Consider the following 15,029-nt stretch of genomic DNA (forward strand, 5'->3'; position numbering starts at 1 on the left):
TTGAGAGGTGCGGGCATTTTTTATGCGCGGGATTTAGCGTTAAGCGTGCTCTTGCACCCCATCACTGAACTGCAACGCCGCCAACCGCGCATACAGCGGATTGCTCGCAATCAACTGCTGATGCGTCCCCACTGCCACCAGCTTGCCCTGGTCCATCACGGCAATGCGGTCAGCGTTCTTTACCGTGGCAAGACGATGGGCGATCACCAATGTGGTACGCCCTTGCATCAGTTGCGGCAGCGCTTGCTGGATTAAGTGTTCACTCTGGGCATCGAGGGCGCTGGTGGCTTCGTCCAGCAGCAGGATCGGTGCATCTACCAGCAAGGCCCGGGCGATGGCCAGGCGTTGGCGCTGGCCGCCGGACAGGCCCATGCCGCCGTCGCCGAGGTGGGTCTGGTAACCGTCTGGCATTTGCAGGATGAAGTCGTGGGCATGGGCGATGCGGGCGGCAGCTTCGACCTGGGCCATGGTGGCGGACGGGTTGCCATAGCGGATGTTTTCCTCAACGCTGCCGAAAAACAGCGCCGGGCTCTGGGACACCAACGCAAAGTGGCGGCGCAGGTCCAGGGGATCAAGCTCGGTCAACGGGCGGCCTTCGAGCAGGATACGGCCCTGCTGCGGGTCGTAAAAACGCAGCAACAGGTCGAAAATCGTCGATTTACCCGCACCGGACGGCCCTACCAGGGCCAGGGTTTCACCGGGGTTGATGGTCAGGTTCAAGCCATCGATGGCGTAGCTATCCGGTCGCGAAGGGTAGGAAAAGCGCAGGTCTTGCAGCTCCATGCGGCCACTGACCCGCTCTGGCAAGCGTTCGCTGCCATTGGCCGGCGCCTTGATATCGTTGCTCGACTGCAACAGTTCACCGATGCGCTCAGCCGCACCGGCGGCACGCTGCAATTCGCCGAGCACTTCGCTCAGGGTGCCAACGGCGCTGCCGACAATCAGGCTGTAGAACACAAACGCCGCCAGCTCGCCGCCAGAAATGCTCCCGCTGATCACGTCCATGCCGCCTACCCACAGCATCACACCCACGGCGCCGAGCACCAGCATGATCACCAGAGTGATCAGCCAGGAGCGCTGCAAGATGCGTTTACGTGCGGTGGTGAAGGCGTCTTCCACGGTCACCGCGAAACGCTGCTCGTCCTGCACCTGGTGGTTATAGGCCTGCACGGTCTTGATCTGGCCCAAAGTCTCGGCGACATAGCTGCCGACGTCAGCGATACGATCCTGGCTCAGACGCGACAGGCTGCGCACCCGGCGCCCGAAGATCAGGATCGGCGCCAGCACCAGTGGCAGCGCCACCACGACGATGCTGGTGAGTTTGGGGTTGGTGATGAACAGCAGCACGATACCGCCGATGACCATCAGGGCATTGCGCAGGAACAATGACAGCGAGGAGCCGATCACCGATTGCAGCAGGGTGGTGTCGGTGGTCAGTCGCGATTGGATTTCCGAACTGCGGTTGTTTTCGTAGAAGCCGGGGTGCAGGTAGATCAGGTGGTTGAACACTTGCCGACGAATATCCGCCACCACCCGTTCGCCAATCCACGACACCAGGTAAAACCGCGTGAAGGTGCCCACGGCCAGGCCCAGCACCAGCACCATGAACAGGCCGATGGATTGGTTGAGCAGGTGCGGCGATTGGGTCATGAAGCCCTGGTCCACCAGCAGGCGGATACCCTGCCCCATGGACAAGGTAATACCAGCGGTGACGATCAGCGCCAACAGGGCACCCAGCGCCTGCCAGCGATAGGGCGCAATAAAGCGGCTGGCCAGGCGAATCGCACGGCGTTGACGGATCGAGAACATGGAAGGCACCACCAATGAGGAGTCTGTACTGCAACATTGGGGGAACTTGCCCGAATAACAATGAGTCAGGTTAATTATGCCCGCCGATGCAGGCCTCTAGAGGCTATCGGTCTAAGACGCATCTGGAAATATGTACCGGTTTCTGGTGGACTGGGTGTTCGAACCGATGATCGTGCAGGGAGCTGTAACAGCGCGGTCACGCGGGGGATTTAAAGTAGGTACACAACCTGATGAGGAGACAGGCCATGACCTTGCAAGACAGCAGCAATGCCAAAATTGAAGTGATCCGCCAGCCGCAGCAGTTGCCTTGCTCGTACATCGATGCCAAGGGCCGCGAAGTGCAGATTACCGAAGAGATGATCCAGCAAGCGTGCAGCGAGCTGGAACAGCGACTGGTCAAACCTGCCCAGCAAGGCTGATACGCCCGCGCTCTTTCAAACCCGGCCCAGGTGGCCGGGTTTTTTTATCGGTGTTTACAGGGCTTCAGCGCCCAGGGCCGAAACGATAGCGGACAACGCCGCCGACTCACCATCGATCCGCACCTTCAAGCCGTCAATCTCACGCCGCTGCGGGTAGTGCTTGCGCAGCAGGTCGAATGCCTTGCGCTGCTCTTGCACGGTTCCCACCAAGCTGCGACGGAAATCCGCATCATCCCGGCGCGGGTCGTAGACACTGCGGCACAGGGTCGCCAGCGCCCAGGCTGGATCAGTGGCAGCGTTCAGGTGCACTTCGGCCAGCCACGGCGCTGGCAGCAAGTCACTCAGTTGGGTGCTCGGCTCCTGGCCCAGGTGCGCGCAAAACGCCTGGTAGATCTGCGCCGTGCCGCGCTGTTTGCCATCGAGGCTGTAGCCGGCGATGTGCGGCGTGGCCAGCACACACAGGTCAGCCAGGTCGACATCCACCTCGGGCTCACCTTCCCACACATCCAACACGGCTTGCAGGTCTTCACGCGCCAGCAACACCTCGCGCAGGGCGGCGTTGTCCACCACCGCGCCACGGCTGGCGTTGATCAGCCATGTACCGGGCTTGAGCTGTTCCAGGCGCTGGCGATCCAACAAGTGCCAGGTAGAGCCATTGCCGGACTTGGTCAGCGGCGTGTGCAAGCTGATCACGTCGCACTGCTCGATGATCTGCTGCAGGCTGACGTAGTCGCCGTCTTCGGCGATCTGGCGCGGCGGGTCGCAGACCAGCACGTTCCAGCCCAGGCCCTTGAGCACCTTGACCAGCCGCCCGCCGACTTCACCGGCACCGACGACGCCATAGGTGCGCTGCCCAAGCTCGACACCTTCGATTTCGGCCAGGGTCTGCAAGCTGCCAAGCACGTAGTCCACCACCCCACGCGCATTGCAGCCGGGCGCGCTGGACCACTGGATACCGGCCTGCTTGAAGTAGTCGAGGTCCAGGTGGTCGGTGCCGATGGTGCAGGTGCCAACAAAGCGCACGTTACTGCCCTCGAGCAGGGCACGGTTGACGTTGGTCACCGAACGCACCAGCAGCACGTCGGCCTGCTCGACGGTGGCGCGGTCGATGGACCGGCCGGGCACGCGGTGTATCTGGCCAAACCCTTCGAAGAATGCATCGAGCAGCGGGATATTTTCGTCGGCAACAATCAGCATGGCAGGCTCCTTTGGCGGTTCAGCAGTGTACAGGCTTGTGGGGATCCAATGTGGGAGGGGGCTGCCTGCGCGGTCGCATTACAAATCAGCAACACAGGTTTTTTCCTGACCGGTGCGTCAAAGCGTAGAATCCGCCGTCCTTGCGACTGCCTTTTGATTGGACACCTGTACGTGAACACTGCCACCGCTACCCTAACCCGCCCCGCCCGCATCAGCCGGGAAGTGCGCGGCCTGCTGACACTGGCCTTGCCGATCATGATCGGCCAACTGGCAACCACGGCGATGAGCTTTGTCGATGCGGTGATGGCCGGGCGTGTCAGCCCGCAGGACCTGGCGGCGGTCGGCCTGGGTAACTCGATCTGGATTCCGGTGTACCTGTTGATGACCGGCACCTTACTGGCCACCACGCCGAAAGTTGCCGAGCGTTATGGCGCAGGCAAACTGACCGAGATCGGGCCGTTGGTGCGCCAATCGTTGTGGTTGGCCGTGGTGGTCGGCCTCTGCGGCGCGCTGCTGCTGCTGTGCGCCGAACCGATTCTGCATGCGATGAAGGTCGAGCCCGACCTGATCGAACCGTCCATGGGCTACCTGCATGGCATCGCTGCGGGCATGCCAGCGATTGCGCTGTATTACGTGCTGCGCTGTTTCAGTGACGGCCTGGGCCGCACGCGGCCGAGCATGGTCATGGGCCTTTGCGGCCTGGCGCTGAATATTCCGTTGAACTACATCTTCATCTACGGCCACCTCGGCCTGCCGGCCATGGGCGGTGTGGGTTGCGGCTGGGCCACGGCGATTGCAATGTGGGTAATGATGCTCGGCCTGGCCGGCTGGACGCGCTGGGGCCCGGCTTACCAGAGCAGCGAGTTGTTCAAGCGTTTCGACTGGCCAAAATGGACGGTGATCAAGCGCATATTGGGCATCGGCCTGCCGATTGGTGTGGCGATCTTCGCCGAGTCGAGCATTTTCGCGGTGATTGCCCTGTTGCTGGGTAGCCTGGGCGCTACCGTGGTTTCCGGCCATCAGATCGCGCTCAACGTCAGTTCCTTGGTGTTCATGATCCCCTACTCCCTGAGCATGGCCGTCACCGTGCGCGTAGGCCAAGCCCTGGGCCGTGGCGAACCCCGTGAAGCGCGCTTCGCTGCCGGGGTCGGCATGGGCACCGCATTGGCCTATGCATGCCTGTCTTGCAGCCTGATGCTGCTGTTTCGTGAGCAGATCGCAGCGATCTATACGCCGGACCCCGTAGTGATCCACCTGGCATCGATGCTGATTGTGTTCTCGGCGCTGTTCCAGTTCTCCGACTCGATCCAGGTCACCGCCGCCGGCGCACTGCGCGGCTACCAGGACACCCGGGTGACCATGGTGCTGACCTTGTTTGCGTATTGGGGCGTGGGGTTGCCGGTGGGTTACGCCCTGGGCCTGACCAACTGGCTTGGCGAGCCCAGCGGCCCGAGCGGCTTGTGGCAAGGGCTGATCGTCGGCTTGAGCTGTGCGGCGGGGATGTTGCTGGTGCGCCTGGCGCGCAGTGCACGCCGACGCATTCGCGCAGACAAGGCGCAGGGTTAATCGAGCTTCTTGCGGATCCAGTACAGGTAGGTACCGGCCTGCTCCTGCTGGTCCACCAGTTCGTGGTCAAGGAACACGCAGAACTTGGGGATGTCACGGCGGGTCGACGGGTCGGTGGCGATCACCTTGAGCAGGCCGCCCGCCCGCAGGTCACGGATGTGCTGGTGCAGCATCATCACCGGTTCCGGACAGTTGAGGCCGGTGGCGTCGAGGGTGCCGTCTACGGGCAAATCAACTCTCATACTTCACTCCTGAAACTGGCTCCGCTCAAAAATGTGGGAGCGGGCTTGCTCGCGAAGACGCGGGCACATTCACCATAAATTTCGACTGTTATACCGCTTTCGCGAGCAAGCCCGCTCCCACATTCGGTCTCATCGGCCTTTAGATTTCTTCACATCCACCAGCCGACGCAAGTGGCAGGTCACTTCTTCACGGTCGTGGTACAGCTGCTTGCAGCCGATTTCCACGCGAATGCCGCGCTCCTTGAAACCGTCCTCGATCCGCTCCAGCAGGCGCTTCACCTCGGCGTAACGCTGTTTCATCGGCAGCTTCAGGTTGACCACCGCCTCGCGGCAATGCCCCTCGCCGATCCAGGTTTCCAGCAACGCCGCGTTGCGCGCGGGCTTCTCGACGATGTCGCAGACCATCCAGTCCACCGGTTGCTTGGGCACGAAGGTGAAGCCGTCGGCCATCAAGTGCTGCACCAGGCCGGTGTCCATCAGGCTTTCAGCCATAGGGCCGTTGTCGATGGCGGTCACCAGCATGCCACGGTTGACCAGTTGCCAGGTCCAGCCGCCCGGCGCAGCACCGAGGTCGACGCCAGTCATGTCGCCGTGCAGGCGCTCGTCCCACTGGTCACGGGGGATGAAGTGATGCCAGGCCTCTTCCAGCTTCAGGGTCGAGCGGCTGGGCGCGTCACGCGGGAACTTCAGGCGCGGGATGCCCATCGGCCACATTGCCGAGTTGTTCGACTCGGCCAGGCCCATGAACACTTCGCGGCCGCTCTTGAAGGTCAGCAGCAGGCGCGGCTTGCTCGGGTCGTCCACCAGCTTGCCAGCGTTGAGCAACGCTTTGCGCAGGTGCACTTCGAATTTCTTGCAGAAATTCGACAGTTCCTTGCCGTCGTTGGTGTCGACCATCTCCAACCACAGGCTGCCGCACACCGGGAATTCGCGCAGGTGGGCGAGGATCACGCTGATGCGGTCGGTTTCCGGCAGGTCGATAAATACCCCGCGCGCCCACTGCCTTGGGAAGATCAGCTCGGCAAAGCGCTGGCCGTGCATCAGGCGCTGGGCGCCGTCTTCTTCGGTGCAGACAAATTCGGCGCAGGCGCTGCCGGTCTTGGCTTTGGCGTAGCCGGAAACGTTCAGGCGCGCGGCGTGTTCCGCGATCTCGGAACAGACTTCGCCTTCAAAACCCGGGCGGCAGTGCATAAAAAGGGTGTTCATCAACTCTCCTGGTGAATCAACTGACCTTGCGCTATCGCAATGCCTGTCATGAAAACGCGCGCATGATAGCCGAGTTCGGAACCTTGGGCTCGGCGATAGAGTCCAGTTATTAGCTTGCTATTGAAAACAGCGCTAACGTGATAGCTCTGTTCGTCCCGTCAGGTCCGTAGCCGTGCGGACCATAAGGAGTCATGTAATGTCATCCCTTGATAGCCTGAGAACCCTTAAAACCCTGGAAATAGACAGTAAGACCTACCACTACTTCAGCTTGCCCGAAGCCGCCAAGAGCCTGGGCGACCTGGATAAGTTGCCGATGTCCCTCAAGGTGCTGCTGGAAAACCTGCTGCGCTGGGAAGATGACAAGACCGTCACCGGCACCGACCTCAAGGCCATCGCCGCCTGGCTCAAAGAGCGCCAGTCTGACCGCGAGATCCAGTATCGCCCCGCCCGCGTGCTGATGCAGGACTTTACCGGGGTGCCCGCCGTGGTCGACCTGGCCGCCATGCGCGCCGCCATGGCCAAGGCCGGCGGTGACCCGCAGCGCATCAACCCGCTGTCGCCGGTGGACCTGGTGATCGACCACTCGGTGATGGTCGACAAGTTCGGCACCACCAGCGCCTTTGAGCAGAACGTCGACATCGAGATGCAGCGCAACGGCGAACGTTACGCCTTCCTGCGCTGGGGCCAGAGCGCCTTCGACAACTTCAGCGTGGTACCGCCGGGCACCGGCATCTGCCATCAGGTCAACCTCGAATACCTGGGCCGCACGGTGTGGACCAAGGATGAAGACGGCCGCACCTACGCCTTCCCCGACACCCTGGTCGGCACCGACTCCCACACCACCATGATCAACGGCCTCGGCGTACTCGGCTGGGGCGTGGGCGGGATCGAAGCCGAAGCGGCAATGCTCGGCCAACCGGTGTCGATGCTGATCCCGGAAGTGATCGGCTTCAAGCTCACCGGCAAACTCAAGGAAGGCATCACCGCCACCGACCTGGTGCTGACCGTCACGCAAATGCTGCGCAAGAAAGGCGTGGTGGGTAAATTCGTCGAGTTCTATGGCGACGGCCTCGCCGATCTGCCACTGGCCGACCGCGCCACCATCGCCAACATGGCCCCGGAGTACGGCGCCACCTGCGGTTTTTTCCCGGTAGATGAGGTGACCCTGGACTACCTGCGCCTGTCCGGCCGCCCGGCGGAAACGGTCAAACTGGTGGAGGCCTACACCAAGGCCCAGGGCCTGTGGCGCAACGCCGGCCAGGAGCCTGTGTTCACCGACACCCTGGCCCTGGACATGGGCAGCGTCGAAGCCAGCCTCGCCGGGCCCAAACGCCCGCAAGACCGTGTATCCCTGCCGAATGTCGGCCAAGCGTTCAGTGACTTCCTCGACCTGCAATTCAAACCCACCAGCAAGGAAGAGGGACGCCTGGAAAGCGAAGGCGGTGGCGGTGTCGCCGTGGGCAATGCCGATCTGGTCGGTGAAACGGACTATGAGTACGACGGCCAAACCTACCGCCTGAAAAACGGCGCCGTGGTGATCGCCGCGATTACTTCCTGCACCAATACCTCCAACCCCAGCGTGATGATGGCTGCCGGGCTGGTGGCGAAAAAAGCCGTAGAAAAAGGCCTGACCCGCAAGCCGTGGGTGAAAACCTCCCTGGCTCCAGGCTCCAAGGTGGTCACCGACTATTACAAAGCCGCGGGCCTCACCCAGTACCTGGACAAGCTCGGCTTCGACCTGGTGGGCTATGGCTGCACCACCTGTATCGGTAACTCCGGGCCGTTGCCCGAACCTATCGAAAAAGCCATCCAGAAGGCCGACCTCGCCGTGGCCTCGGTGCTGTCGGGTAACCGCAACTTCGAAGGCCGCGTGCACCCACTGGTGAAAACCAACTGGCTGGCTTCGCCGCCCCTGGTCGTCGCTTACGCGTTGGCCGGCACCGTGCGCATCGACATCAGCAGCGAGCCGCTGGGCAACGACCAGCACGGCAAGCCGGTGTACCTGAAGGACATCTGGCCCAGCAGCCAGGAAATCGCCGACGCGGTGGCGCAGGTCAGCACCAGCATGTTCCACAAGGAATACGCCGAGGTGTTTGCCGGTGACGAGCAGTGGCAGGCGATCGAAGTGCCGCAGGCCGCGACTTACGTGTGGCAGAAGGACTCCACCTATATTCAACACCCACCGTTCTTCGACGACATTTCCGGCCCACTGCCGGTGATCAAGGACGTCAACGGCGCCAACGTGCTGGCCCTGCTGGGGGATTCGGTAACCACCGACCACATCTCCCCTGCCGGCAATATCAAGACCGACAGCCCGGCCGGGCGCTACCTGCGCGAGCAGGGCGTAGAGCCGCGTGACTTTAACTCCTACGGCTCGCGCCGGGGCAACCATGAAGTGATGATGCGCGGCACCTTCGCCAATATCCGTATCCGCAATGAAATGCTCGGCGGCGAGGAAGGCGGCAACACGCTGTATATCCCCACCGGCGAGAAGATGGCGATCTACGATGCATCGATGAAGTATCAGGCTTCAGGCACGCCGCTAGTGGTAGTCGCCGGCCAGGAATACGGCACCGGCTCCAGCCGCGACTGGGCGGCCAAGGGCACCAACCTGCTGGGGGTCAAGGCGGTGATCGCCGAGAGTTTCGAGCGTATCCACCGCTCCAACCTGGTGGGCATGGGCGTGTTGCCGCTGCAGTTCAAGCTGGACCAGAACCGCAAGACGCTCAAGCTCACCGGTAAGGAGAAGATCGATATCCTCGGGCTGACCGATGCCGAGATCGAACCGCGGATGAACCTGACGCTGGTGATTACCCGCGAAGATGGCAGCAGCGAGAAGGTTGAGGTGCTGTGCCGGATTGATACTTTGAATGAAGTGGAATACTTCAAGGCGGGCGGGATTCTGCACTACGTGCTGCGCCAACTGATCGCGTCATAAGCAACACTGCAAAACCAATGTGGGAGGGGGCTTGCTCCCGATGGCGGTGGATCAGGTAAAGATGTTCAACCTGACACACCGCCATCGGGAGCAAGCCCCCTCCCACAGTTTTGACCGCATTTCAAATCAGCCGAACAACCACTTCCACAGCAGTACCAAGACGACTACCGCCAGCACCGGCCGCGCAATGCGGTAAGCCTTGGGATGCTTGCGCTTCCACTGCTTGACCTTGCCACTGAACTTGTCGCTGAAGGTCTTGCTCCAGGCATACGCCTGGTTGATGCCGCCCACGCGTTCGTCGTCAAGGTTCTGCGGCGCAGTAGCGCGCCCCAGTTGCTTGCTGACCCAGCGGTTGATACGGGTCATCACGCGGTTGCTCAACGGGCGCTCGATGTCGCAGAACAGGATCACACGGGTGTGCTCGGTTTCGTTCTTCACCCAATGCACGTAGGTTTCGTCGAACATCACGTCTTCACCGTCGCGCCAGGCGTAGACCTGGCCGTCGACGAAGATACGGCAGTCGTCGGAGTTCGGCGTAGACAGCCCCAGGTGATAACGCAGGGAACCGGCAAACGGATCGCGGTGCGGGTTGAGGTGGCTGCCGCCCGGCAACAGCGCGAACATCGCGCCCTTGACGTTAGGGATGCTGCTCACCAGGGCCACGGTCTTGGGGCACAGGGCCTCGGCCGATGGCAGCGGCTTGTCGTACCACTTGAGGTAGAAGCGCTTCCAGCCCTTCTTGAAGAACGAACCGAAGCCGGCGTCGTTGTTCTTTTCGGCAGCGCGGATGTAACCCTCGTCGAACAGGTGCATGGCCTCTTCGCGGATCACTTCCCAGTTGTCCTTGAGCACGTCCAGTTCCGGGAACTTGCTGCGGTCCAGGTACGGCTTGGACGGTACCGCGGAGAACAGGTACATCAAGGCGTTATACGGGGCGAACAGCGCCGAATGGTTGACGAACTGGCGCAGCATCGGCAAACGGGCCTTGCCACGCAGGTGCACATACAGGGTGCTGCCGATAAACAGCAGCAACACCGACAGTTTGGCGGCCAAAGAAAAGGTCATGCAGCAACTCCTGGAAATAAGCGCCTGGCCAGCAAACTTCCGTCGACGGGAAACCAGACGTAACAGCCGGCCATGATAAACACTTGGAGCATTATGCAGAAGGCCTACGCCGTCCGGCTGACCTACATCAAGTCTTGAGGCGAGGAAGCTTGCTCTCTCGCCACAGAACGTCAGGCCTGGTTTTCCTGGTCGGTGAACAGGTCACTGAACAACATACTCGACAGGTAACGCTCACCGGAATCCGGCAGGATCACCACGATGGTCTTGCCCTGCATTTCCGGCTTTTCGGCCAGACGCACCGCCACGGCCATGGCGGCCCCGCAGGAGATACCGCACAAAATGCCCTCTTCCTGCATCAGCCGCAGGGCCATGGCCTTGGATTCTTCGTCGGTCGCCAGCTCCACGCGGTCAACCATCGACAAGTCGAGGTTCTTCGGCACAAAACCGGCGCCGATGCCCTGGATCTTGTGCGGGCTGGGCTTGATCTCTTCACCGGCCAACGCCTGGGTGATCACCGGGGACACCATCGGCTCGACGGCCACCGACAGGATCGGCTTGCCCGCCGTGTTCTTGATATAACGCGAAACACCAGTGATCGTGCCGCCGGTGCCCACGCCCGCTACTAGCACGTCCACAGCGCCATCGGTGTCGTTCCAGATTTCCGGGCCGGTGGTTTTCTCGTGGATCGCAGGGTTTGCCGGGTTATCAAACTGGGCCGGCATAAAGTAAGTGGCCGGGTCGCTGGCGGCGATTTCACCGGCCTTGTCGATGGCGCCCTTCATGCCCTTGGCCGGCTCGGTCAGCACCATCTCGGCGCCGAGGGCCTTGAGCACTTTACGGCGCTCGAGGCTCATGGACGCCGGCATGGTCAATAGCAATTTATAGCCACGGGCAGCGGCGACAAACGCCAGGCCGATCCCGGTATTGCCGGAAGTAGGCTCGACGATTGTCATGCCCGGCTTGAGCTTACCGCTGCTTTCCGCATCCCAGATCATGCTCGCACCAATACGGCACTTCACCGAATAGCTGGGGTTACGCCCTTCGATCTTGGCCAGGATAGTCACGCCACGCGGTGCGATGCGATTGATCTGAACCAGGGGCGTGTTACCGATGGAATGCGCGTTGTCTGCGAAAATACGGCTCATGACGGATCCTATTTCGAGGCTTTTGGAAAGGCCCCAAGGGTATGCCTCGTACTCCTAGGCGTCCAGACAGTGGAACGTTGCGTTCATCAGAACAGTCAATTTCCTACAAGCAAGGAGGACTGCCCCATGAAACGTCGTTACAGTTGGCCGTTATGGACCATCGCCGGGCTGGTGGTGCTGCTGGTTGCCCTGGATCTGGCCCTGCCCTACCTGGTGCGTAACTACCTCAATGACAAGCTCGCCGACATGGGCGACTACCGTGGCCAAGTCACGGACGTGGACCTGGCCCTGTGGCGCGGCGCCTATAAGATCAATGGCCTGCAGATCGTCAAGGTGGACGGCAAAGTGCCGGTACCGTTCGTCAAGGCGCCGCTGATCGACCTGTCGGTAAGCTGGCACTCGCTGTGGTACGACCATGCGGTGGTGGCCGAGGTGCAATTCATCCAGCCCGAACTGAACTTCGTCGACGGCGGCGCCAACAAACAGGCCTCCCAGACTGGTAAGGGCACCGACTGGCGGGCCCAGTTGAGCAAGCTGCTGCCGATCACCCTGAACGAAGTACGTATCCAGGACGGCAAGATCGCGTTCCACAACTTCAGCTCCAAGCCGCCGGTCAATATCAAGGCGACCTCCGTCAACGCCAGCCTCTACAACCTGACCAACGTGGTCGATGTCAAAGGCAAGCGCGACGCCAGCTTTGAAGGCAAAGCCCTGCTGCAGGGGCAGGCACCGCTGGAGGCCACCGCGACCTTTGATCCGCTGAGCAATTTCGAGGACTTCGAATTCCGCTTCCGTGCCAAAGACTTGCAGCTCAAACGCATGAATGATTTCGCCTCTGCCTATGGCAAGTTCGACTTCAAGGCCGGCACCGGCGATGTGGTGATCGAAGCCCAGGCTGAAAAAGGCCAATTGCGCGGTTACATCAAACCGCTGCTGCGTGACGTGGAAGTCTTCGACTGGCAGCAGGACGTTGAAAATAAAGATAAAAATATCTTCCGCTCGATCTGGGAAGCGGTGGTCGGTGCCAGCGAGACCGTGCTGAAAAACCAGAACAAAAACCAGTTTGCGACCCGCGTGGAACTCAGTGGCAGTGTGCATCAGCAAGATATCAGCGCGTTCTCCGCGTTTTTGGCGATTCTGCGCAATGGCTTCATCCAGGCCTTTAATGCAAGGTACGAACAACCCAAGCCCAGCGCAGATTAAAAAATGTGGGAGGGGGCTTGCTCCCACATGTACTGCACTGGTCAACGGGAAGTGACCGGCCATTCAGAGACTGAATAACCCGTCTGCGTTCACAGTCGCCGGGGCTGCGCGGTATAGTCCGGACATTGATGAATTCGAGGAATGACCGATGAAGTTCGAAGGCACCCAGGCCTATGTGGCTACCGATGACCTGAAACTGGCCGTCAACGCCGCCATCACCCTGGAGCGGCCGCTGCTGGTCAAGGGCGAACCGGGCACCGGCAAGACCATGCTCGCCGAGCAACTGGCCGAATCCTTCGGCGCCCGGCTGATCACCTGGCACATCAAGTCCACCACCAAGGCGCATCAGGGCCTGTACGAGTACGATGCGGTCAGCCGCTTGCGCGACTCGCAGCTGGGTGTGGACAAGGTCCACGATGTGCGCAACTACCTGAAAAAGGGCAAGCTCTGGGAAGCCTTCGAGTCCGAAGAGCGGGTCATCCTGCTGATCGATGAAATCGACAAGGCCGACATCGAGTTCCCCAACGACCTGTTGCAAGAGCTCGACAAGATGGAGTTCTACGTCTACGAAATCGACGAGACCATCAAGGCCAAGAAACGCCCGATCATCATCATTACCTCCAACAACGAAAAAGAGCTGCCGGACGCGTTCCTGCGTCGCTGCTTCTTCCACTACATCGCCTTCCCCGACCGCCCTACCCTGCAAAAAATCGTGGATGTGCACTACCCGGACATCAAGAAGGACCTGGTCAGCGAAGCGCTGGATGTATTCTTCGACGTGCGCAAAGTGCCGGGCCTGAAGAAAAAGCCTTCCACCTCCGAGCTCGTCGACTGGCTCAAGCTGCTGATGGCCGACAATATCGGCGAAGCGGTGTTGCGCGAACGCGACCCGACCAAGGCCATCCCACCGTTGGCCGGGGCCTTGGTGAAGAACGAGCAAGACGTGCAACTGCTGGAACGTCTGGCATTCATGAGCCGTCGCGGTAATCGATAATGTTGCTCAACCTGTTCAATGAAATGCGTGCAGCCAAGGTGCCGGTGTCGGTGCGCGAACTGCTCGACCTGATCAATGCGTTGAAACAGCGCGTGACCTTCGCCGACATGGACGAGTTCTACTACTTGGCCAGGGCGATTCTGGTCAAGGACGAGCGGCATTTCGACAAGTTCGACCGCGCCTTCGGTGCCTATTTCAACGGCCTGGAAAAGCTCGACGACCACTTGCAGGCGCTGATCCCCGAAGACTGGTTGCGCAAGGAATTCGAACGCTCCCTGAGCGATGAAGAACGTGCGCAGATCCAATCCCTCGGCGGCCTCGACAAGTTGATCGAGGAATTCAAGAAACGCCTGGAAGAACAGAAAGAACGTCATGCCGGCGGCAACAAGTGGATCGGCACCGGTGGCACCAGCCCGTTTGGTTCCGGCGGCTACAACCCGGAAGGCATCCGTGTGGGTGATGCCGGTAAGCGCCAGGGCAAGGCAGTGAAAGTCTGGGACCAACGCGAGTACAAGAACCTCGACGACCAAGTGGAACTGGGCACGCGCAATATCAAGATCGCTCTGCGTCGCCTGCGCAAGTTCGCGCGCCAGGGTGCGGCCGAAGAGCTGGATATCGACGGCACCATCGACCACACCGCCCGCGATGCCGGGTTGCTGAATATCCAGATGCGCCCCGAGCGCCGCAACACCATCAAGTTGTTGTTGCTGTTCGATATCGGCGGCTCGATGGACGCCCATGTGAAGATCTGCGAAGAGCTGTTCTCAGCGTGCAAGACCGAGTTCAAGCACCTGGAGTATTTCTACTTCCATAACTTCGTGTACGAGTCGGTGTGGAAGAACAACCAGCGTCGCACCTCGGAACGCACCTCCACCCAGGACCTGCTGCACAAATACGGCGCCGACTACAAAGTGATTTTTATCGGCGATGCGGCCATGGCACCCTACGAAATCACCCAGGCCGGCGGCAGCGTCGAGCATTGGAACGAAGAGCCTGGCTATGTGTGGATGCAGCGCTTCATGGCCAAGTACAAGAAGCTGATCTGGATTAACCCGTATCCCAAGGACACTTGGGGGTATACGGCGTCGACGGGGATTGTGCGCGAGCTGGTAGAGGATCAGATGTATCCGCTGACGTTGCGCGGGTTGGAAGAAGGCATGCGCTTTCTCTCGAAATAGGCGGTGTCCTGGCCGGCCTCATCGCAGGCAAGCCAGCTCCCACATTTTGACTGCATTTCAAAGTTGG

12 protein-coding genes are annotated in these 15,029 nt (G+C 60.8%); 6 read left to right on the forward strand and 6 right to left on the reverse strand.

The genetic code is table 11. The features are described 5' to 3' along the window. Positions 1-39: 39 nt before the first annotated feature. On the reverse strand, positions 40-1,809 hold the full coding sequence (locus tag JFT66_RS01755; protein WP_233096982.1) for an ABC transporter transmembrane domain-containing protein: 1,770 nt from the start codon (positions 1,807-1,809) through the stop codon (positions 40-42). Between the two features lie 245 nt (positions 1,810-2,054). On the opposite strand from JFT66_RS01755, the gene JFT66_RS01760 reads away from it, so the two are divergent. Beyond that, positions 2,055-2,228 carry a PA1571 family protein gene (locus JFT66_RS01760; RefSeq protein WP_043047507.1) on the forward strand — a complete coding sequence of 58 codons (174 nt, stop codon included), beginning with the start codon at positions 2,055-2,057 and terminating at the stop codon, positions 2,226-2,228. Positions 2,229-2,282: 54 nt separating this feature from the next. On the opposite strand, the gene pdxB is transcribed toward JFT66_RS01760, so the two are convergent. Next, entirely contained in the window at positions 2,283-3,425 is a 1,143-nt protein-coding gene (gene pdxB / locus JFT66_RS01765) for a 4-phosphoerythronate dehydrogenase PdxB (RefSeq protein WP_153837743.1), read from the reverse strand. Positions 3,426-3,596: 171 nt separating this feature from the next. On the opposite strand from pdxB, the gene JFT66_RS01770 reads away from it, so the two are divergent. Continuing rightward, complete coding sequence (locus JFT66_RS01770; RefSeq protein ID WP_034118682.1) at positions 3,597-4,991, forward strand: MATE family efflux transporter; 1,395 nt, start codon at positions 3,597-3,599, stop codon at positions 4,989-4,991. Here the strand turns inward: JFT66_RS01770 and tusA are convergent. Then, complete coding sequence (tusA, locus tag JFT66_RS01775) at positions 4,988-5,233, reverse strand: sulfurtransferase TusA (protein ID WP_153837742.1); 246 nt, start codon at positions 5,231-5,233, stop codon at positions 4,988-4,990. The genes JFT66_RS01770 and tusA overlap by 4 nt on opposite strands. Before the next feature lie 129 nt (positions 5,234-5,362). Next, the gene (gene rlmM / locus JFT66_RS01780) at positions 5,363-6,439 is read right to left on the reverse strand and encodes a 23S rRNA (cytidine(2498)-2'-O)-methyltransferase RlmM (protein WP_034118680.1); all 1,077 of its coding nucleotides are present in this window, start codon (positions 6,437-6,439) and stop codon (positions 5,363-5,365) included. 196 nt (positions 6,440-6,635) lie between these two features. On the opposite strand from rlmM, the gene acnA reads away from it, so the two are divergent. After that, the gene (acnA, locus tag JFT66_RS01785; RefSeq protein ID WP_034118679.1) at positions 6,636-9,377 is read left to right on the forward strand and encodes an aconitate hydratase AcnA; all 2,742 of its coding nucleotides are present in this window, start codon (positions 6,636-6,638) and stop codon (positions 9,375-9,377) included. 126 nt (positions 9,378-9,503) lie between these two features. Here acnA and JFT66_RS01790 read toward each other — a convergent pair whose 3' ends face one another. Next, positions 9,504-10,442, reverse strand: coding sequence for an aspartyl/asparaginyl beta-hydroxylase domain-containing protein (locus tag JFT66_RS01790; protein ID WP_034118678.1), 939 nt, complete (start codon positions 10,440-10,442; stop codon positions 9,504-9,506). A gap of 170 nt (positions 10,443-10,612) precedes the next feature. Beyond that, a complete protein-coding gene (cysK, locus tag JFT66_RS01795) occupies positions 10,613-11,587 on the reverse strand; it encodes a cysteine synthase A (protein WP_034118677.1) in 975 nt (324 codons plus the stop codon). 126 nt (positions 11,588-11,713) lie between these two features. Between cysK and JFT66_RS01800 the strand changes: the two genes are divergently transcribed. The 3 genes from JFT66_RS01800 to JFT66_RS01810 all read left to right on the forward strand — a co-directional run bounded on the left by JFT66_RS01800 (position 11,714) and on the right by JFT66_RS01810 (position 14,962). Further along, entirely contained in the window at positions 11,714-12,790 is a 1,077-nt protein-coding gene (locus JFT66_RS01800) for a DUF748 domain-containing protein (RefSeq protein WP_034118676.1), read from the forward strand. A gap of 148 nt (positions 12,791-12,938) precedes the next feature. Continuing rightward, complete coding sequence (locus JFT66_RS01805) at positions 12,939-13,784, forward strand: AAA family ATPase (RefSeq protein WP_034118675.1); 846 nt, start codon at positions 12,939-12,941, stop codon at positions 13,782-13,784. After that, complete coding sequence (locus JFT66_RS01810) at positions 13,784-14,962, forward strand: vWA domain-containing protein (protein WP_153870473.1); 1,179 nt, start codon at positions 13,784-13,786, stop codon at positions 14,960-14,962. The genes JFT66_RS01805 and JFT66_RS01810 overlap by 1 nt, the downstream gene beginning before the upstream one ends. Positions 14,963-15,029: the final 67 nt, after the last annotated feature.

The sequence above is a fragment of the Pseudomonas sp. MF6755 genome (assembly GCF_016405635.1).
In the GTDB taxonomy this organism is placed as follows: Bacteria; Pseudomonadota; Gammaproteobacteria; order Pseudomonadales; family Pseudomonadaceae; genus Aquipseudomonas; species Aquipseudomonas haemolytica.